The sequence below is a fragment of the Pseudolysinimonas sp. genome, from assembly GCF_039912695.1.
GTDB lineage: Bacteria > Actinomycetota > Actinomycetes > Actinomycetales > Microbacteriaceae > Pseudolysinimonas_A.
This window is the reverse complement of record NZ_JBDSPJ010000023.1, coordinates 36,753-53,852: the sequence shown is the minus strand read 5'-3', so window position 1 is coordinate 53,852 and position 17,100 is coordinate 36,753. Positions and strand designations below refer to the sequence as shown.

General features: G+C 65.6%; 18 protein-coding genes. 3 read left to right on the top strand and 15 right to left on the bottom strand.

Annotated elements, in window-relative coordinates:
• Positions 1-2: 2 nt before the first annotated feature.
• Positions 3-965: a glycerophosphodiester phosphodiesterase family protein gene (locus tag ABIR17_RS10690; RefSeq protein ID WP_348004380.1), complete on the bottom strand. Its 963-nt coding sequence runs from the start codon at positions 963-965 to the stop codon at positions 3-5.
• 25 nt (positions 966-990) lie between these two features.
• On the opposite strand from ABIR17_RS10690, the gene ABIR17_RS10685 reads away from it, so the two are divergent.
• The 3 genes from ABIR17_RS10685 to ABIR17_RS10675 are packed head-to-tail and all read left to right on the top strand — an operon-like array spanning position 991 to position 2,725.
• On the top strand, positions 991-1,335 hold the full coding sequence (locus ABIR17_RS10685) for a DUF4190 domain-containing protein (protein ID WP_348004379.1): 345 nt from the start codon (positions 991-993) through the stop codon (positions 1,333-1,335).
• 7 nt (positions 1,336-1,342) lie between these two features.
• Positions 1,343-1,879: a PHB depolymerase family esterase gene (locus tag ABIR17_RS10680; protein WP_348004378.1), complete on the top strand. Its 537-nt coding sequence runs from the start codon at positions 1,343-1,345 to the stop codon at positions 1,877-1,879.
• 24 nt (positions 1,880-1,903) lie between these two features.
• Positions 1,904-2,725, top strand: coding sequence for a Bax inhibitor-1/YccA family protein (locus ABIR17_RS10675; RefSeq protein WP_348004377.1), 822 nt, complete (start codon positions 1,904-1,906; stop codon positions 2,723-2,725).
• Between the two features lie 10 nt (positions 2,726-2,735).
• Here the strand turns inward: ABIR17_RS10675 and ABIR17_RS10670 are convergent, their stop codons facing one another.
• The 14 genes from ABIR17_RS10670 to ABIR17_RS10605 form a co-directional block, all read right to left on the bottom strand.
• Positions 2,736-3,191 carry a hypothetical protein gene (locus ABIR17_RS10670; protein WP_348004376.1) on the bottom strand — a complete coding sequence of 152 codons (456 nt, stop codon included), beginning with the start codon at positions 3,189-3,191 and terminating at the stop codon, positions 2,736-2,738.
• Positions 3,192-3,216: 25 nt separating this feature from the next.
• On the bottom strand, positions 3,217-4,782 hold the full coding sequence (guaA, locus tag ABIR17_RS10665) for a glutamine-hydrolyzing GMP synthase (RefSeq protein WP_348004375.1): 1,566 nt from the start codon (positions 4,780-4,782) through the stop codon (positions 3,217-3,219).
• On the bottom strand, positions 4,779-5,213 hold the full coding sequence (locus ABIR17_RS10660) for a DUF3817 domain-containing protein (RefSeq protein WP_348004374.1): 435 nt from the start codon (positions 5,211-5,213) through the stop codon (positions 4,779-4,781). Before ABIR17_RS10660 ends, guaA begins: the two co-directional genes overlap by 4 nt.
• Before the next feature lie 4 nt (positions 5,214-5,217).
• Complete coding sequence (locus ABIR17_RS10655) at positions 5,218-5,991, bottom strand: SURF1 family cytochrome oxidase biogenesis protein (protein WP_348004373.1); 774 nt, start codon at positions 5,989-5,991, stop codon at positions 5,218-5,220.
• Positions 5,988-7,355: a cation:proton antiporter gene (locus ABIR17_RS10650; RefSeq protein WP_348004372.1), complete on the bottom strand. Its 1,368-nt coding sequence runs from the start codon at positions 7,353-7,355 to the stop codon at positions 5,988-5,990. The genes ABIR17_RS10655 and ABIR17_RS10650 overlap by 4 nt, the downstream gene beginning before the upstream one ends.
• Position 7,356: 1 nt before the next feature.
• A complete protein-coding gene (locus ABIR17_RS10645) occupies positions 7,357-7,887 on the bottom strand; it encodes a TrkA C-terminal domain-containing protein (protein ID WP_348004371.1) in 531 nt (176 codons plus the stop codon).
• Between the two features lie 62 nt (positions 7,888-7,949).
• Positions 7,950-9,071, bottom strand: a complete 1,122-nt coding sequence (locus ABIR17_RS10640) for a GuaB3 family IMP dehydrogenase-related protein (RefSeq protein ID WP_348004370.1) — start codon at positions 9,069-9,071, stop codon at positions 7,950-7,952.
• A 17-nt stretch (positions 9,072-9,088) separates the two neighbouring features.
• Entirely contained in the window at positions 9,089-10,078 is a 990-nt protein-coding gene (locus tag ABIR17_RS10635) for a type IV toxin-antitoxin system AbiEi family antitoxin domain-containing protein (protein ID WP_348004369.1), read from the bottom strand.
• Positions 10,079-10,274: 196 nt separating this feature from the next.
• Complete coding sequence (gene guaB, locus ABIR17_RS10630; RefSeq protein WP_348004368.1) at positions 10,275-11,777, bottom strand: IMP dehydrogenase; 1,503 nt, start codon at positions 11,775-11,777, stop codon at positions 10,275-10,277.
• 206 nt (positions 11,778-11,983) lie between these two features.
• Entirely contained in the window at positions 11,984-12,709 is a 726-nt protein-coding gene (locus ABIR17_RS10625) for an ABC transporter ATP-binding protein (RefSeq protein ID WP_348004367.1), read from the bottom strand.
• The gene (locus ABIR17_RS10620; protein ID WP_348004366.1) at positions 12,693-13,514 is read right to left on the bottom strand and encodes an ABC transporter ATP-binding protein; all 822 of its coding nucleotides are present in this window, start codon (positions 13,512-13,514) and stop codon (positions 12,693-12,695) included. The genes ABIR17_RS10625 and ABIR17_RS10620 overlap by 17 nt, the downstream gene beginning before the upstream one ends.
• Positions 13,507-14,670: a branched-chain amino acid ABC transporter permease gene (locus ABIR17_RS10615; protein ID WP_348004365.1), complete on the bottom strand. Its 1,164-nt coding sequence runs from the start codon at positions 14,668-14,670 to the stop codon at positions 13,507-13,509. The genes ABIR17_RS10620 and ABIR17_RS10615 overlap by 8 nt, the downstream gene beginning before the upstream one ends.
• A complete protein-coding gene (locus ABIR17_RS10610; RefSeq protein ID WP_348004364.1) occupies positions 14,667-15,707 on the bottom strand; it encodes a branched-chain amino acid ABC transporter permease in 1,041 nt (346 codons plus the stop codon). Before ABIR17_RS10610 ends, ABIR17_RS10615 begins: the two co-directional genes overlap by 4 nt.
• A 116-nt stretch (positions 15,708-15,823) precedes the next feature.
• Positions 15,824-16,969 carry a branched-chain amino acid ABC transporter substrate-binding protein gene (locus ABIR17_RS10605; RefSeq protein WP_348004363.1) on the bottom strand — a complete coding sequence of 382 codons (1,146 nt, stop codon included), beginning with the start codon at positions 16,967-16,969 and terminating at the stop codon, positions 15,824-15,826.
• Between the last annotated feature and the right edge of the window lie 131 nt (positions 16,970-17,100).

Sequence of the window (17,100 nt, the reverse complement as noted above, 5' to 3'; positions counted from 1 at the left end):
TTCTACGTTTCACGACCGACGGCGGCTCGGGCGTCGGCGGCCAGGTCGGGGTGATCGGCGAACACCCCGTCCACTCCCGTCGCCAGCAGTTCAGCAAACTCGGCACGCCAGTCACCGCGCTCCGCCGGGGAGCCCGCACCACGGTGACGGGTGGCGAGGAACGCGTTCTCCGGCCGAAGCGTCCAGGTGAAGACCGACAGCCCCGCATCGTGGGCACGCTCGACGAGAGCCGGGCCGCCGGCATCCAGCAGTACCGCCTTGTCGACACTCACGCCGTCGACACCGCTGCCGTCGACACCGCTGCCGAGAGCGATCAGCGCCTCGGTCGTCAGTCGGGATGCGTCCGGGGCCTCGAGGAGGTAGACGTACCTCCCGCCGACGCCGCGTTCGCGCACCTGCCCCAGCAACGACTGCTCGAAGCACTCGACGATGATCCGGTCACCGTCGTCCCAGGCGCGCAGTTCTTCGGCGACCCGACGATCCAGCGGAATGCCGATCGATGCGAAGTAGCTGGGATGCTTCACCTCCGCCACGATCGAGATCGGCCGTCCGGAGCGTTCGGCACCCGCGTCGAGGATGTCGAGTAGGTCGCTCAGGCGCAGGATCGGTTCCGCGCCGTCGAAAGCCGCGGCACCGGGGCGGAGGTCGGGCAGCCGCTCCCTCGCCCGCAGCGTGGAGAGTTCAGCCCAGGTGAAATCCTCCGTGAACCACCCGGTGAGGGTCCCGCCGTCGATTGTCTTCGTCACCCGCCGGTCGGCGAATTCGGGATGGCGCGCGACATCTGTTGTGCCCGAGATCTCATTTTCGTGGCGGAGCACGAGCACCCCGTCCCGGCTCGCAACGATGTCGGGTTCGATCGCGTCGGCCCCGAGGTCGATCGCGAGCTCGTACGCCGCGCGGGTGTGTTCGGGGCGGTAACCGCACGCCCCGCGATGGCCGATCACGAGCGGGCGGGGTGTGCTCACTCGATCACGATAATGTGAACGCGAAATGGCGACCTGTGCGAACTGCGGCGAAGCGCTGCGGCCCGGGTGGAAGTACTGCATCGCCTGCGGTGCGCGAACTGCTGTCCCGCTCACCGTCGGGATGGTGTCCGGGCGGCCGCACGGCGTTGACGAGACCGGTCCGGGTGTCAGTTGGTTGGCCGTACTGGCCTTCGTGCTGGGCTGTCTGTTGAGCCCACTCGCGGCGCTGTTCGGCCACCTGGCCATCGCGCAGATCAAGACGAGTGGAGAACGCGGTCGCGTACTCGCCTGGATCGCGGTTGCCCTCGGCTACCTCTGGCTCGTTACTCTCGCCGTTCTCGTCATCACCTACCTCACGATGAATGCCTAACCCTCGAATGGCCACCGCGAGGGACTTCGCGTGGCGTGAGCCGACAGCATCCATTCCCCTGCGGTGGGGTGCCTACCGCAGTCGCCTGAGCGGCGGACTGCTGATGATCGTCGCGGGGGGCGTTGCGATCGCCGGCGGCAGCGCCCTGAGTCCGTTTGCACAGTTCCTGCTGTTTGCGGGAACCGTTGCACACCTGGCCGGCTGGGCGGTGCTGCCGTCGGCCGGGTGGCGCCGGGTTTTGGCCATGTGGCCGTCGACCCTGGCGATGTGGTTCCTGCTGACCGGACCGCGCTGGATCGCGATCCTGGCCCTGCCCTACCTGGGCTGGCTCCTGGTACGCCATCGCGTGGGCTCCAGCTACGTCACCGTTTTGTTCGTGTTGGCCGGCGGGGTCATCGTTGCTCGGCTGTTTTCGGAGTACCCGCAAATGCTTGCTGCCGTCGGCGTTGAGGCGGGCATCATCGTCGCGTCAGCGGGAGCGGCGCGCGCCGTGCAGGCTGCCGGATCGCAGCTGCGCCGTGGGCGAAAGCCCAGCCTCCCCTAAGCCCACCCTCTTTAGACTGGCCTCATGGCTAATCCCGTGTTCAACAGTTCGCCTGCTTTCTCGCCGAAAGCCGCGCAGCGCATTGCTGCGCGCGAAGCCGCCGCACCCGCGATCCCGACCGCCGGCCAGCTTCAGCAGCAGTTCGCCCTCCCGGATGCCACCGCCGACCAGATGGAGCGGATGACCTACCAGGACACCATCTTCAAGACGCTCGCGGGGTTCGCCGTACTTCTCGTGGGTGCCGCCCTTGGCTGGGTGTTCTGGCCGCTCGCCGTGGTCGGCCTCGTCGTTGGACTCGTGCTGGCCCTGGTCAACACCTTCAAGCGCAAGCCGTCGCCAGCGCTCATCCTCGGCTATGCGCTCTTCGAGGGTTTTCTGGTCGGGGGCGTTTCCTACTTCTTCTCGCGGATGTGGGACGGCATTGTGCCGATGGCCCTCCTGGGAACCCTCGGCGTCGTCGGCGTCACCCTCGCGCTGTTCGCCAGCGGCAAGGTGCGCGCCTCGAAGCGCGCCACCAAGGTCTTCCTCGTCGCGATGGTCGGCTACCTCGCCTTCTCGCTCATCAACCTCGGGCTGATGGCGTTCGGGGTCACCGACTCGATGTACGGACTTCGCGGCCTGAACATCCCCGGAACGAGCATTCCGCTGGGCATCCCGCTCGGCATCCTCGTCGTACTGATGGCGGCCTACTCGCTGGTGCTCGACTTCGACTTCATCAAGCGTGGCGTCGACGCCGGGCAGCCGCGCATCTACGGCTGGACCGCGGCCTTCGGCATCATGGTCACGGTCGTCTGGCTGTACTTCGAGATCCTGCGCCTGCTGTCGTTCTTCCTGCCGCGCAACTAGGGCCGCGCAACTAGGGGCGCCGGAAGTCCATCGTCCAGTTGTGGACCCAGGTCTGACCCGCGTCGCGGGAAAAGTACTGGTTCCACTGCGGTGCCATCGGATCTGTGGCGACCCACTCGAAGCGCACGATCACATCCAGATCGCGGATGCGTTGGAGACCGTCGAACCGACCGACGCCATCCGTGAAGCCGCCGATGACTGGCTCGTCGAGCACTCCCGGAGCGTTCGTGGCGCTCCACCAAATGCGCCAGACGCCCTCATCGGGTGACCACAACCGCAGAGTGAAGCCGACGAATTCGTCGACCCACATTTGATCGACGTTGCCGGCTCCGTTGAGGATCGCCGAGACCTCTGAACGCGCGTCGAACTCGATCCATTCGGTGCACTCGGGATCGGTGTTGTCGCGGATTTTGCGATTGTGCACCGTCCACGTGCCCTGCAGAAAATCGAAGTCGTGTGCGCTCATGGGCGCACGTTACCGCCGACCAGGGTCATTCCCACTCGATGGTTCCGGGCGGCTTGCTGGTGACGTCGAGAACGACGCGGTTGACTCCCGCGACTTCGTTCGTGATGCGGTTCGAGATCTTGGCGAGCACCTCGTAGGGAAGGCGGGTCCAGTCGGCGGTCATCGCGTCTTCGGATGACACCGGCCGCAGCACGATCGGGTGACCGTAGGTGCGCCCATCCCCCTGTACTCCGACGGATCGCACATCGGCCAGAAGGACGACCGGGCACTGCCAGATCTCCCCGTCGAGGCCGGCCGCTGTCAGCTCGGCTCGGGCGATCGCGTCGGCCTTGCGGAGCAGATCGAGGCGCTCACGGGTAACTTCCCCCACGATGCGGATCCCGAGTCCTGGCCCCGGAAACGGCTGTCGGGCGACGATCACCTCGGGCAGCCCCAGTTCGCGGCCGATCGCGCGCACCTCATCTTTGAACAGCGTCCTCAGTGGCTCGACCAGGTCGAACTGAAGGTCCTCCGGCAGCCCGCCCACATTGTGATGGCTCTTGATGTTCGCAGTACCACTGCCCCCGCCGGACTCCACGACATCCGGATACAGCGTGCCCTGCACAAGAAAACTGATCGGTTCACCGTCGGACGCGGCTTCGGCAACGAGGTCCGCCGCGGCACCCTCGAACGATCGGATGAACTCGCGTCCGATGATCTTACGCTTGGTCTCGGGGTCGGTGACGCCGGCGAGCGCATCGAGGAACTGGTCGACGGCATCCACGGTCACGAGTCGGACCCCGGTGGAGGCGACGTAGTCCTCTTCGACCTGGCGACGCTCGTCCTGACGGAGCAGACCGTGGTCGACGAAGATGCAGGTCAGCTGGTCGCCGACGGCTTCGTGAACGATCGCTGCGGCAACCGCCGAATCGACGCCTCCCGAGAGGCCACAGATGACCTTCGCGGTGCCGACCTGGGCACGGATGCGGGCGACCTGGTCAGCGATGACGTTTCCGCTGTTCCAGTCGGCAGGAATGCCGGCCGCGTCGTGCAGAAAGTTCTCGATGACCGCCTGCCCGTTCGCGGAGTGCTTCACCTCGGGATGCCACTGCACGCCGTACATCCGACGCTCGTCGCTCGAGAATGCAGCGACCGGGGTGGCGGCCGATGACGCGAGCACCTCGAAACCCTCCGGCGCACGCACGACCGAATCGCCGTGCGACATCCAGGCGGTCTGCTCGGTCGGCTGGCCGGCCAGAAACACGCCGGGCTCACCGGTCAGGTGCACCTGGGTTGACCCGTACTCCCGCGAACCGGTCGGCGCGACCTCGCCGCCGAGTTGCTGCGCCATGATCTGGAAGCCGTAGCAGATGCCCAACACGGGAACACCGAGTTCGAGGATGCCCGGGTCGAGCGTCGGCGCGCCCTCCTCGTAGACGCTGGACGGACCGCCGGAGAGGATGATGCCGACTGGATCCATCTCGCGGATCTGCGCCGCCGTGACAGTGTGCGGCACGATCTCGCTATATACGTTGGCCTCGCGCACCCGCCGGGCGATCAATTGCGCGTACTGCGCTCCGAAATCCACTACCAGGACGGGGCGATCGGTCACGCGGCGGTCTCCACAGGTTGAGGGGCGGATGCGAGTACGTCGCGAACCCACCGGGGCACGCGGAACTCGAAGAAGAACGACAGCAGCGGCACAATGCCGCCGAGCGCGATGAACAGGAAGCGCCCGAACGACCAGCGGGTGAACCGCCAGAGGAGGAAGTCACACGCGAGGTAAAGCACGTACAGCCAACCGTGCGCGATCAGGATGAGAGTCGAGACGTCGATGCCGCCGCGCTCCGAGATCAACTCCTTCGGTGTCAGCTGGACGCCGTACGCCGCCGTGTACTCGATGTCGTAGCCGAACCCGTAGCGGAACACCATCATCAGGCACAGCAACAACAGGAAGAGACCGGTGATGATCGCCGAGACCCGGTAGACCGCGAGCACCTTCGGAATGCGGGGGAGGTCCTCGGGGCGAGGTCCGAGAAGCATGCCCTCAGTCTACGAGAGCGTCCGCGTCGTCACGCTCGACCTCGGTTCGCTCGACGGCATCCCGCACCAGGCGGTACCAGAGGTAGATCGCGAAGCTAGCGAACAGCGCCCACTCGATCGCGTAGAACACGTTCAACAGATTGAGCGTGATCTCGCGGTCCGGCGCGACCGCCGTGATGGTCTCGAGCCCGGCCGGAGCTTTCTCGAGCACGATGTAGCCGGAATAGATGCTCGGCGCGAAAGCGCTCCAGCGGTTCACGAGGTCGGCGACCGAGAGTGAGCTGAGCATCCCGTGCTCGAAGTCCGACGCCTGCGGGTCTTCGCTCGGGAGGTAGCGACCGACCCAGGTGCCGTCGGGCAGCGTCGGGTTGGCGGGAAGACCTGCCGCCGACCAGCCGAGCGCGACCGCGACCGACGACCCGTCATCCATCAGCAGGTGTCCGACCAGCCACGAACCGGTGTCGGCGCCACCGTTGTTACGCCCGATCAACACGACGAAGTCACCCGGGACGAAAGCACCCGCCACCTCAACGGTTCGCCCGAACTGCGCACCGGTGATTCCGGCTCGAGGCTGGGCGATGTCGCTTAGCGGCACGGCCGTCTCGGTATCGATGTCGACGACTTCGGCATTCTCGATGCTTCGGCTGAGCTGCCACTGCCCGAGTGCGGCGAACCCGGCCGCGATCGCGAGGCAGAGCAGCAGTGCCGCGATCCAGCGCGGGGTGCGCGCGATCGCCCAAAATCGGGCAGCAATCGAGGGGGATGTCGTGGTGCTCAATACTCCGGGTCCCGTTCGCGGCGTGGTTCAGTCTCGGTCGGCGGGCTGGCGGCACCGGGCGGCGGTTCGTCGGCTGCGATCTCGATCGCCGGCTCGTCGTCATCGACGCCCCCCGCCATCGCGAGTTCGGCCAGAGCGAAGTCGCTGTCGCGGGCGACGTCGAGCGGACGTTCCACCCGGCGTGGGCGGCCGAGCGCACCGATCCGCTCGGAGTTGACCGCCAGCACCGGTCCGATGATCGCCATCGACAGCACGTACAGACCAGCGAACGGGGTCAGGCGCGGATCGAGTCCGGCCGCACTTGCGAGGGTCGCCAGGATGAGGGTGAACTCCCCGCGGTTGTGCAACATCGTCGAGACGTTGAGCCCCTGCGCGGCGGTGAGACCGTTCATCCGCGCGATCAGTTGCCCGCCTGCGGTGTTGATCACGAGCGTCATCAGCACCGCGAGAGCGACGGGCACGACAACCTCGCCGAAACTGCTCGGGTTGAGCGCGAGCCCGAAGTTGAGGAAGAAGAATGCGGCAAAGACGTCACGCAACGGGAGCGAGAACTGCTCGATGCGCGCCTTGAATCGGGTCGCGCCGAGCACCAGCCCGATCAAGAACGCGCCGATGGCATCCGAAACGCCGAGCACCTCACCGATCCCGCCGAACAACACCGCGAGCCCGAAGAACGCAATGGTGAACAGCTCGTCGTCTCGGGTTCCGATCAGGCGCGAGACAAACCGCCCGCCGTAGCGCGCGATCGTGAACATGGCGATCAGGAACGCGAACGAGATCGCCAATTCGCCGAGGATCGGCCAGATCTCGGTCTGCCCACTGATGACGACCGTGACGATCGCGAGGTAGATCGCGATGAAGACGTCCTCGACCACCGCGATTCCGAGCACGACGGGCGTCTCGCGGTTGGCCAGGCGGCGCAACTCGATCAGCAATTTCGTGATGATCGCGCTCGACGACATCGCGGTCATTCCGGCGATGATCAGCGCCTCACGGGTCCCCCAACCGACCAGGAGGCCGAACACGAACCCGGTCGACATGTTGATCGCGATGCGGGTGCCACCCGAGATGAGCAGGCGACGAGCGTTGCCGAAGAATTCGTCGGTGTCGAACTCAAGTCCGAGGTTGAACAGCAGAAAGATCAGGCCGAAAACGGCAATCAACTCAACGTCCGCCGACTGGAAGTTGAGAAACGACACGAGCGAGAAGTTCGGGCTCGCGGCCAGTCCCACCAGCATGTAGATCGGGATGGCGGGCAGCCCGATCAGTTTGCCGAGGCGTCCCAGGATGTAGGCAAGGACGAACAGGACGCCCAGCATGATGAGGTCGCTGCCCAGCTGGTCGGAAGCCGCGGCCAGGTGCATCTTAGGTACCGGGCGGCGCGGGGCTCCCCGCGGGGGCCTTGGCGAATTCGCCGGTCCGGAAGAACTGGAACGCCTTCGCGACCTTCTCGGGGGCGCCCGCGACGACGAGAGTGTCGCCGGGGAATACCTTGAAGTCCTCGTCAGGGGCCGGGTTTGCCGACTCGCCTCGCACGACGGCGACAACCGTCACCCCCGGAAGTCCGCGGGTGGTGAACGATCCGAGCGGCTGGCCGGCGATGTGGTGGTCGTAGTCGACCGGGAACCAGTCGATGCTCAGGCCCGGAATCTGGTCCATCCCCGACAGCGACTCGGTGATGCGCGTGCCGCCGAGCAGCTCGGCGAGGGTGTGCGCCTCATCCTCATCAAGGCGCAGCGAGACCTTGCGTGCGTCACCGTCTTCGGCGTCGGCGAAGGTGATGAGGTCGCTGTGCCCCGACCGGTGGGTGATCACACCGATCTTGCCGCCGTCATCGGTGACGAAGGTGTGGAGCACCCCGACGCCGGGAAGCTTGACCCTGCGGACATCCACCATCGCGGCATCCTCCTTGAGGGGTTGGGGATGCCTCCAGCTTACGTGGCGCGTTCGCCGACGGCTCAGCCCTGGTGATAGGGCGCGATGACGACCTCGACCCGCTGGAACTCCTTGAGATCGGAGTACCCGGTCGTCGCCATCGAGCGGCGCAGGGCTCCGATCAAGTTCATCCGACCATCCGCGGTGTCGGCCGGCCCGAACAGCAGTTTCTCGAGCGGAGCGACCGTGCCGACCTCGACTCGGTGACCGCGCGGCAGTTCGGGATGCCGGGCTTCCGACCCCCAGTGCCAGCCGCCACCCGGAGCCTCTTCGGCGCGAGCCAGAGTTGATCCGAGCATGACGGCATCGGCGCCGACCGAGATGGCCTTCACAATGTCGCCCGAAGTGCCCAGGCCGCCGTCCGCAATGACGTGAACGTAGCGTCCGCCGGACTCGTCGAGGTAGTCGCGACGGGCGCCCGCGACATCCGCTACCGCTGTTGCCATTGGAGCGTGGATGCCGAGACTCGCGCGAGTCGTCGACGCGGCACCGCCACCGAAGCCGACCAGCACGCCCGCCGCCCCGGTGCGCATCAGGTGCAGCGCCGCCGTGTAGGTGCTCGCGCCGCCGACGATGACGGGCACATCGAGTTCGTAAATGAACTTCTTCAGATCCAGCGGTTCGACGGTCTTGCTGACGTGCTCGGCGCTGACTGTGGTACCGCGGATGACGAACAGGTCCACCCCGGCGTCGATGACGGTCTTGTAGTGCTCCTGGGTGAGCTGAGGACTCAAGGCACCAGCGACCGGCACTCCGGAGGCCCGGATTTCGGCGATGCGCTTGCCGAGCAGCTCGGGCTTGATCGGCTCGGCGTAGAGCTGCTGCAAGCGGGTTGTCGCGTTCTCGGCCGTGAGCCCACGGATCTCCTCGAGCACGGCGTCGGCATCCTCGTAGCGCGTCCAGACCCCTTCGAGGTCGAGAACGCCGAGGCCACCCAGCTTGCCAATCGCGATCGCACTCGCCGGGCTCACCACGGAATCCATCGGCGCCGCGAGTACCGGAATGTCGAAGGTGAACGCGTCAATCGTCCAGGTGACGCTGACATCCTGCGGGTCACGGGTACGCCGACTCGGGACGATCGCGATGTCGTCGAACGCGTAGGCCCGCCGCGCGCGCTTGGCGCGGCCGATCTCGATGTCGCTCACTTGGTCGAGCTTAGGGGCTACTTCTGCCGACTTGGCTGGAGCCGTGCGCGGTTGGACCCTGATCCACGAGGGTCCAACCGCGCCCCGCTCCGTCTAGGCACACCCGCCTCACTCAGTAGGGCAACGAGAGTCGGAAGATCCCTGAGATGGGCCCACAGGATGCGGACCACCGGCGAACCGGTGACCCGCAGCCGATCCTCCCGCTTCTTCTCTCGCCACACGACTTCCGCCGGGTCACCGTCGGTGAACTCGTATCGGGTGTACTTCTGCTTGCCGTCGAGCTCGCCGAAGACTCGAACGCCGTCTGCTCGAAGCCAGGAGAAGTCGACACGCATTTCACCGAGTCGGTCGCGCACAACGAACTGGGTCTCGGGAGTTTCGAATCCCAGCTCGAATATCACCGCCCGCACGGTCGACTCGCCCCCATTCTCCGCGCCCTCGTCCGCGAACTCGATCACGCTCGCGGCGACCGCACGGCCGTACGAGCTCGAGCGAAGACGGAGGACATCCCTCAGCTCGCTTCGCTCGACGCCATGACGCAACGCCCAGTCCGCTGCGGCAACCCCCGTCACGAACCCCTCAGTAGCCGCGATATCGACGACGGTGCGAGCGAGTGTCGTCACGCGCAACCCGTTGCGGATCACGACGGGCGCACCCGCCGCCCCGACGCACGTTCGGCGCACCCCCGGTTCAGACTTGCCCCCGCCGCGGTAGGGCGAAAGGAGCAGGATGTCGTCCGGCCACTGCTCCCCGGGCATCCCCCAGAGGGCCGCCGCCGAGCGACCCGCAATGATGGCGTCCTCGACATCCTCGGCGACCGCAGTCGCGAGAATAACGTGGCGCGCACGGGCATCGAGCGCGTCCCAGAAAGCCGCGGGACAGTACTGCCCCCTCCGGATACGGACGAGTGCCCCACGACGTACGGCGCGCCGGATCGACTCCTTCGTCCAACCAGCGGCGAGAAGGTCGGCGGTTCGGAGGATCAGCGCGCCCGGTTCAGCATCCATCCCCCGATGCTGACGACCCGCCGCCGCGGAGCGAGTCGCCCGCGTCCGGTCGTGACGTACCTCGCCCCGCACGCGGCAGTGGAGGACCGGTGCCGCCCTCGGCCTGGACCCAGTACGGCGCGCCTGGACCCACGTCGTGCTGGGTCTAACCGCGCTTGGCTGGATCTAAGCGACCACCCGCGACCACCCGGCGGCGTCAGGCCGAGTAGTTGGGCGCCTCGACGGTCATTTGGATGTCGTGGGGGTGCGACTCTTTCAGACCGGCGGGGGTGATGCGCACGAACTTGCCGCGCGCCTTCAGTTCGGGGATGGTGCGCGCACCCACGTAGAACATGCTCTGCCGCAGGCCGCCCATCAATTGGTACACCGTCGCGGCGAGTGAGCCCCGGTACGAGACCCGGCCCTCGATGCCTTCGGCGATGAGCTGTGCATCCGACGGAACATCGGCCTGAAAGTAGCGGTCGCGCGAGTACGCGGTCTTCTTGCCGCGGTCGCTCATCGCGCCGATCGAGCCCATGCCACGGTAGTTCTTGAACTGCTTGCCGTTGACGTAGACCAGATCGCCCGGGCTCTCATCGGTTCCGGCGAGCAGCGAGCCGAGCATCACGGTGTCTGCCCCGGCGACGAGCGCCTTCGCGATGTCCCCCGAGTACTGAAGCCCACCGTCGGCGATGACCGGGATGCCGGTCTCCCGCGCCGCGAGAGACGCCTCGTAGACGGCGGTGACCTGCGGAACTCCGACGCCGGCCACAACCCGAGTGGTGCAGATCGAGCCTGGCCCGACACCCACCTTGATCGCGTCAGCACCCGCGTCGATCAGCGACTGGGCGCCCGAGCGGGTCGCGACGTTGCCGCCGATGATGTCGATGGAATCGAAGGCCGAGTCGCCCTTGAGGCGCGCGATGATGTCGAGCACACCCTTCGAGTCGCCGTTCGCGGTGTCGACGACGATGACGTCGACACCGGCGTCACGAAGGGCACCAGCACGCTCCCAGGCGTCGCCGAAGAAGCCAATTGCGGCACCGACGCGAAGGCGTCCGGCTGAATCTTTCGTCGCGTTCGGATACTTCTCGCTCTTGTCGAAGTCCTTGACGGTGATGAGGCCCTGCAGGCGACCGTCGGCATCGATGAGCGGCAGCTTTTCGATCTTGTGCTGCGCGAAGATCGCGACCGCGCTATCCGGATCGATTCCGACCGGAGCGGTGATGAGCGGCACCTTCGTCATCACGTCGCGTACGAGAGTCGTCGCCTTCTCGAACGGCGAGACGAAGCGCATGTCGCGGTTCGTGATGATCCCGACCAGGCGTCCGTCACCTTCGATTACCGGCAGACCCGAAACGCGAAACTGACCGCAAATCGCGTCGACCTCGGCCACTGTCGCATCCGGTGTCGTGGTTACCGGGTTGGAAATCATCCCGGACTCACTGCGCTTGACCTTGTCGACGTGCATCGCTTGGTCGTCGATCGACAGGTTGCGGTGCAGCACCCCAAGCCCACCCTGGCGGGCCATCGCGATCGCCATGCGGGACTCGGTGACGGTGTCCATCGCCGACGAGAGCAGCGGCGAGAAGACCTCGATGCGCCGGGTCAGGCGAGACGAGGTCTCAGCCTCCGACGGGATGACGTCGGTGTGCCCGGGCAGGAGCATCACGTCGTCGTAGGTGAGTCCGACAAATCCGAACGGATCGGGCTGGTCCATGGTGTCCTCGCAGAGCAGGTTGGAACGAAAAATGCCCCGGCTGCGGCGGTGAAGCCCGGTAGTCGATATTAACGGCTTCTGGGCGCAAACATTCCGCAGCTGTCGCCTGAAAGGCGAAGCAGAAACTCAGGGATGACGCTGTCGCCTGAAAGGCGAAGCAGAAAACTCAGGGATGACGCTGTCGCCTGAAAGGCGAAGCAGAAAACTCAGACGTCGCCGCCGAGGTAGGCCGCCTTGACCGCCGGATCCACCGCGAGTTCCGGACCGGTGCCGCTGCGCACGATCTCGCCCGTCTCGAGCACGTGGGCAACATCCGATCGCTTAAGCGCCTGGTTGGCGTTCTGCTCGACCAGAAGCACCGTGGTGCCCTGCTCTTTGATCTCGTCGATGATGGCGAAGATCTGCCGGATTAGTTTCGGCGCGAGCCCCATCGACGGCTCGTCGAGCAGCACCAGCTTGGGCCGCGCCATCAGCGCGCGACCGATGGCGAGCATCTGCTGTTCGCCCCCCGACATCGTGCCGGCGAGCTGGCCGATGCGTTCGTGAAGACGGGGAAACAGACCGAAGACGCGATCGAGGTCTTCTTTCACCCCTCCGCTTCGACGGTCGGTGCGCAGCAGAGCGCCCATGTCGAGGTTCTCGCGCACGGTCATCCCCGGGAAGCAGCGACGTCCTTCGGGCGACTGAGTGAGGCCCAACTTGACCCGCTCGTAGGAGGGCGTCTTGGTGATGTCTTTGCCGTTGAAGACGATCTTGCCCTTACGCACCGGGCGCAGTCCCGAGATGGTCTTCAGCGTGGTCGTCTTGCCCGCGCCGTTCGCGCCGATGAGGGTCGTAATGGTGCCCTCTTCGACCGCGAACGAGATGTTGCGGATCGCCTCAATGTGGCCGTAGTTGACCGACAGATTGTCGACCTCAAGCAGCGTCGTCATCGTCACCCTCATCGTCGGTTCCGAGGTACGCCGCGATGACGACCGGGTTGGCCTGGATCTCGGCCGGGGTGCCCTCGGCAACTTTCTTGCCGAACTCAAGAACGATGACTCGGTCGCAGACGCCCATGACCAGCTTCATGTCGTGCTCGACCAGCAGCACGGTGTTGCCAGCATCCCGAATGTCGCGGATGAGCTGCATCAGGCGCTGCTTCTCGGCGGGGTTGAATCCGGCCGCCGGTTCATCGAGGCACAACAGCTTCGGCTTCGTCGCCAGGGCCCGAGCGATCTCGAGTCGGCGTTGGTCGCCATAGGAGAGGTTGACCGACACCTCCTCGCCGCGTGCGGCGACCCCAACAAAACTCAGCAGTTCGCGTGCCAGTTCTCGCCCCGCGCGCTCGGTGCGGCGGAAGTACGGCGTGCGGAAGATCGCGCGCAGCACACCAACCTTGCTGTGCACGTCGGCGCCCACCAGAACGTTGTCGAGGGCCGACATCGACGGAAACAGACGGATGTTCTGGAAGGTCCGCGCGATCCCGAGCTTGGTGATCTGGTGTCGCTTCTTGCCCCGCAGTGGCACGCCGTCAAAGGCGACCGTGCCACTCGTGGCCTGGTAGACCCCGGTGATCACGTTGAAGGCCGTCGTCTTACCCGCGCCGTTCGGGCCGATCAGTCCGAGAATCTCGCCCGGCCGAATGTCGAACGTGACGTCGTCGAGGGCGACGACTCCGCCGAACTTGATCGTGACGTGATCGACGTCCAACAGCGGCTGCACGGCGGTATCGGTCGCGACGTCGGTGTCAGACATCCGCCACCACCTCACTGTGGTCGAGTCGCGCGTTCTGTCTCGCCGCGCGTCTCGCTTTTCGTTGGCTGTATGACGGGAAGAGTCCCTGAGGCCGGAAACTCACGATGATCACCAGCGCAATTCCGAAGAACCACAGCCGCCAGTTCTCGAGTTCGCGGAATCGTTCGGGCAGGTAGGCGACGATGACGGCGCCGATGATCGCACCCCAGCGGTTGCCCGAACCACCGATGACGACGGCGGCGACGAACAGGATCGAGAGGTTGGCCGGGAAGCTGACCGGGTTGATATACCCAGCCTTTGCCGCGAACAGCGCACCCGCAAGCCCGCCGATGAACGCGCCCGACGCGAAGGCGAGCAGCTTGAACTTGAAGGTCGCGACACCCATGATCTCGGCGGCATCCTCGTCTTCACGAGTCGCCTCCCACATCCGTCCGACGCGACTGGTCTTCACGAGCCGCTCGATCAGGATGACGATGATCAGCGCCGTGAGGGCGAGCCAGAAGTACGGGGTCGCGTCGAGCACTCCGAACACGAGGAACTTCGTTGAGCGACTGAGGTCAATGAGCGGGTTCAGCCCATCCCAGGCGAGGTGTGGGATCTGGAAGAGCCCATCCGGTGCGCCGATGCTCTGCGGTGCCGGGATGGCGTTGATGCCGCCCGTTCCACCCAGCCACGCGGTATTGCGGATCGTGATGCGGATCAGCTCGCCGAACCCCATCGTGACGATGGCGAGGTAGTCGCCGCGCACTCGCAGGGTCGGGGCGCCGAGCAGCACACCCGTGAGGAGCGTGATACCCATCGCGATCGGCAACACCAGCAGGAACGGCCAGGCGAAGTGATAGGCGGTGAGGATGCCGACGGTGTACGCCCCGGCCGCGTAGAAGCCGACGTACCCGAGGTCGAGAAGGCCGGCGTATCCCGTCACGATGTTGAGCCCGACGGCGACGATCGCGTAGAGCGTCACGGTGAAGAGCACATTCGGGAAGTCGCTGTTCGGGGTGGTGATCAGCGGCGGGTTGATGATCGGCAGGGCGTAGACCAGGAGCACGCCGAGGACAATCAGCGGAATTTTGAGCCGCTTGCGGGCGATCACCGCCCCGACCGGAGCGAACCTGTCGTCGAGCCAGTCACCGGCCCGCTGGAAGTACTTCCTCATGCGCGAGCCCTTCCGAGCGTCTGCCCGAGAAGACCGGTCGGCCTAATCAGCAGGACGAGGACCAGGAGCAGGAACGCCACGACGTCCTTCCACTGCGTGCCGAAAATCGCCGACCCGAAATTCTCGGTGACGCCGAGCAGGAGTCCGCCCAGCAGCGCGCCGCGGAGGTTGCCGATGCCGCCCAGCACCGCGGCGGTGAACGCCTTGATACCGAGCACGACTCCGATGCTCGACGAGGTCGAACCGACCTTGATCTGATACAGAACGGCGGCGACTCCGGCCATGATGCCGCCGATCAGGAACGTCTTGCTGACAACGCTGGTCGCGTTCGATCCCATCAGCGCAGCCGCTTCGGGATCTTGAGCGACGGCCCGGATCTCGCGACCGAGCCGGGTGCGGCGAATGAACTGGTCGAGGAGCACCATCATGATCAGCGCCGCGGCGATGATCGTGATGTCGGTGTCGCGAAGGTTGAAGTTGCCGATCGACAGCACTGTCGTGGGCTTGATGGTCAGCGGCAGCGTGGTGATTCCGCGGGCGCGGGCGATGTAGTCCGCGAAGAACGTCGAAAGATCGATATGGCCCCCGAAGATCCCGATGACGGCGTTGACCGCGTTGTTCAGGAACTCGACGATCAGGTCGCGGATGCCCATGGTCTCGGACAGCACGAACGAGGCGCCGATGGCGGAGATCAGGATGATGTAGCTGAGGGCGCGTTTGCGCACGAGTCGCCGGTAGGCGACCCGTTCGACGAGCATCGCGAGTCCGCCCGAAGTCGCGGCAGCGACCACGAGGGCGAGGACCAGGTAGGGCACCGCCCCGGCGAGGTCTGTGTTGCCGTGCAGCCCCAGAAGGATGAAGAGCCAGGCCACCGCGAACGTGCCCCACATGAACACGTCGGCATGGGCGAAGTTGATGAGCTGCAGCACTCCGTAGACGAGCGTGTAACCCAGGGCGAGCAGAGCGTAGATCGACCCGAGTACGAGCCCGGTGACGGTCAATTCAACGATGTTGTTGAAGAGGAACTCGAAGTCCAAAGAAGTGGCTCTCTGTCGAGGGGTTCAGGTGCGGCCGGGCCAGTAGAGACCCAGCCGCACCTGAAGAAGACGGTCCCATGATGCACCGGGGTCAGAGACCCCGGTGCATCAACGGATTACTCGGCCGGGCCGCCGTAGATCGTCTTGCCACCCTTGACCGTGTAGTAGAAGACACCCGAGGCGCCATCGATTTCACCGCCGGGGGTGAACTTGATGTGCTTGGTGATGCCGTCAGCGTCGTACGCGTTCACGAACTTGAGCAGGTCGGCACGCGTCACGTTGCCCGCGGCGATGCCGTTGAGCAGAACCGTCGCGGCGTCGTACGCCTCGAGCGTGTAGGCACCGATCTCGCCCTTGTCAGCAACCGTGAGGGCGCTCCACTTGGCCTTGAACGCGTCACTCGCGTCGAGGATGCCGGGGAACGTCAGGATCGCGCCGTCGGTGAAGTCGCCAGCGGTGAGGAACGCCGCGTCGACCGTGCCGTCGCCCGAGAGGAAGACACCCGTGTAGCCGCCGTCACGGAGCTGCCTCATGAAGAGAGCGGCTTCCGGGGCGTAGCCCGCGTAGTAGATCGCTTCGGCGCCAGACGCCTTCACCTTGGTGACGGTGGCGGAGAAGTCGGTGTCCTTGACCTGAACCTTGTCGCTACCGATCAGGACCGAACCCAGCGCCGTGCGAATCTCGTCGCCCAGACCGACGCCGTAGTCACTCGAGTCATCGACGACGTACACCGTCTTGTACTTGAGGGTGTTGACCATGAGCGCAGCGGCGGCGGGGCCCTGAGCGGAGTCCGGCGCGACGACGCGGTGGAAGGTTGTCCAGTTGTTCTTCGACAGGTCGGGGTTGGTCGCCGACATCGAGACGGTCACCAGACCGGCTTCGGCGTACGCCGGGCCCGTCGCTTTGGTCTCGCCCGAGAAGGCGGGGCCGGTGACGCCGAGAACGGCCTTGTCGTTGATGAGGTCGGTCGCGACGGCCGGAGCCTGCGCCGGGTCACCCTGGGTGTCGGAGTAAACGACCGTCACCTTGGGAGCGTTCGGGTTGGCTGCCGTGTAGTCGGCGAGCGCGACCTCGATGCCGGCCTTGGCGTACGAGCCGTAGGCCGAGTTGTCGCCGGTCAGCGGGCCCTGATACGCGATCTTGTACGCCTCAGTGCTGCCGCCGGTACCACCGGTACCGCCGGTGGTACCACAGCCGGCGAGCGCAATGGCCGCCGAGACGCCGATCGCGATAGCGATCGTGGCCTTCTTGAATCCCTTCATAGGGTTTCACCTTTTCTGTTTATCGATGTGACTTGCTGGGTCTTGGCTGCACACGTCGGTCACAGGGCAAGTTGTCTCGTGCCCGGCGAGTGCGATGCCCTGACGGTACGGGAGTTTTGTTTCGCCAGGAT

Bases quoted from the DNA above. Each gene is read 5' to 3' on its own strand.
- ABIR17_RS10620 (WP_348004366.1), bottom strand. From the start codon at position 13,514: ATGTCTGACACCGACGTCGCGACCGATACCGCCGTGCAGCCGCTGTTG.
- ABIR17_RS10650 (WP_348004372.1), bottom strand. From the start codon at position 7,355: ATGCACCTGGCCGCGGCTTCCGACCAGCTGGGCAGCGACCTCATCATG.
- ABIR17_RS10615 (WP_348004365.1), bottom strand. From the start codon at position 14,670: ATGAGGAAGTACTTCCAGCGGGCCGGTGACTGGCTCGACGACAGGTTC.
- ABIR17_RS10685 (WP_348004379.1), top strand. From the start codon at position 991: ATGGCGACCTGTGCGAACTGCGGCGAAGCGCTGCGGCCCGGGTGGAAG.
- ABIR17_RS10635 (WP_348004369.1), bottom strand. From the start codon at position 10,078: ATGGATGCTGAACCGGGCGCGCTGATCCTCCGAACCGCCGACCTTCTC.
- ABIR17_RS10625 (WP_348004367.1), bottom strand. From the start codon at position 12,709: ATGACGACGCTGCTTGAGGTCGACAATCTGTCGGTCAACTACGGCCAC.
- ABIR17_RS10660 (WP_348004374.1), bottom strand. From the start codon at position 5,213: ATGCTTCTCGGACCTCGCCCCGAGGACCTCCCCCGCATTCCGAAGGTG.
- ABIR17_RS10680 (WP_348004378.1), top strand. From the start codon at position 1,343: ATGGCCACCGCGAGGGACTTCGCGTGGCGTGAGCCGACAGCATCCATT.
- ABIR17_RS10670 (WP_348004376.1), bottom strand. From the start codon at position 3,191: ATGAGCGCACACGACTTCGATTTTCTGCAGGGCACGTGGACGGTGCAC.
- ABIR17_RS10675 (WP_348004377.1), top strand. From the start codon at position 1,904: ATGGCTAATCCCGTGTTCAACAGTTCGCCTGCTTTCTCGCCGAAAGCC.
- guaB (WP_348004368.1), bottom strand. From the start codon at position 11,777: ATGGACCAGCCCGATCCGTTCGGATTTGTCGGACTCACCTACGACGAC.
- ABIR17_RS10605 (WP_348004363.1), bottom strand. From the start codon at position 16,969: ATGAAGGGATTCAAGAAGGCCACGATCGCTATCGCGATCGGCGTCTCG.
- ABIR17_RS10645 (WP_348004371.1), bottom strand. From the start codon at position 7,887: ATGGTGGATGTCCGCAGGGTCAAGCTTCCCGGCGTCGGGGTGCTCCAC.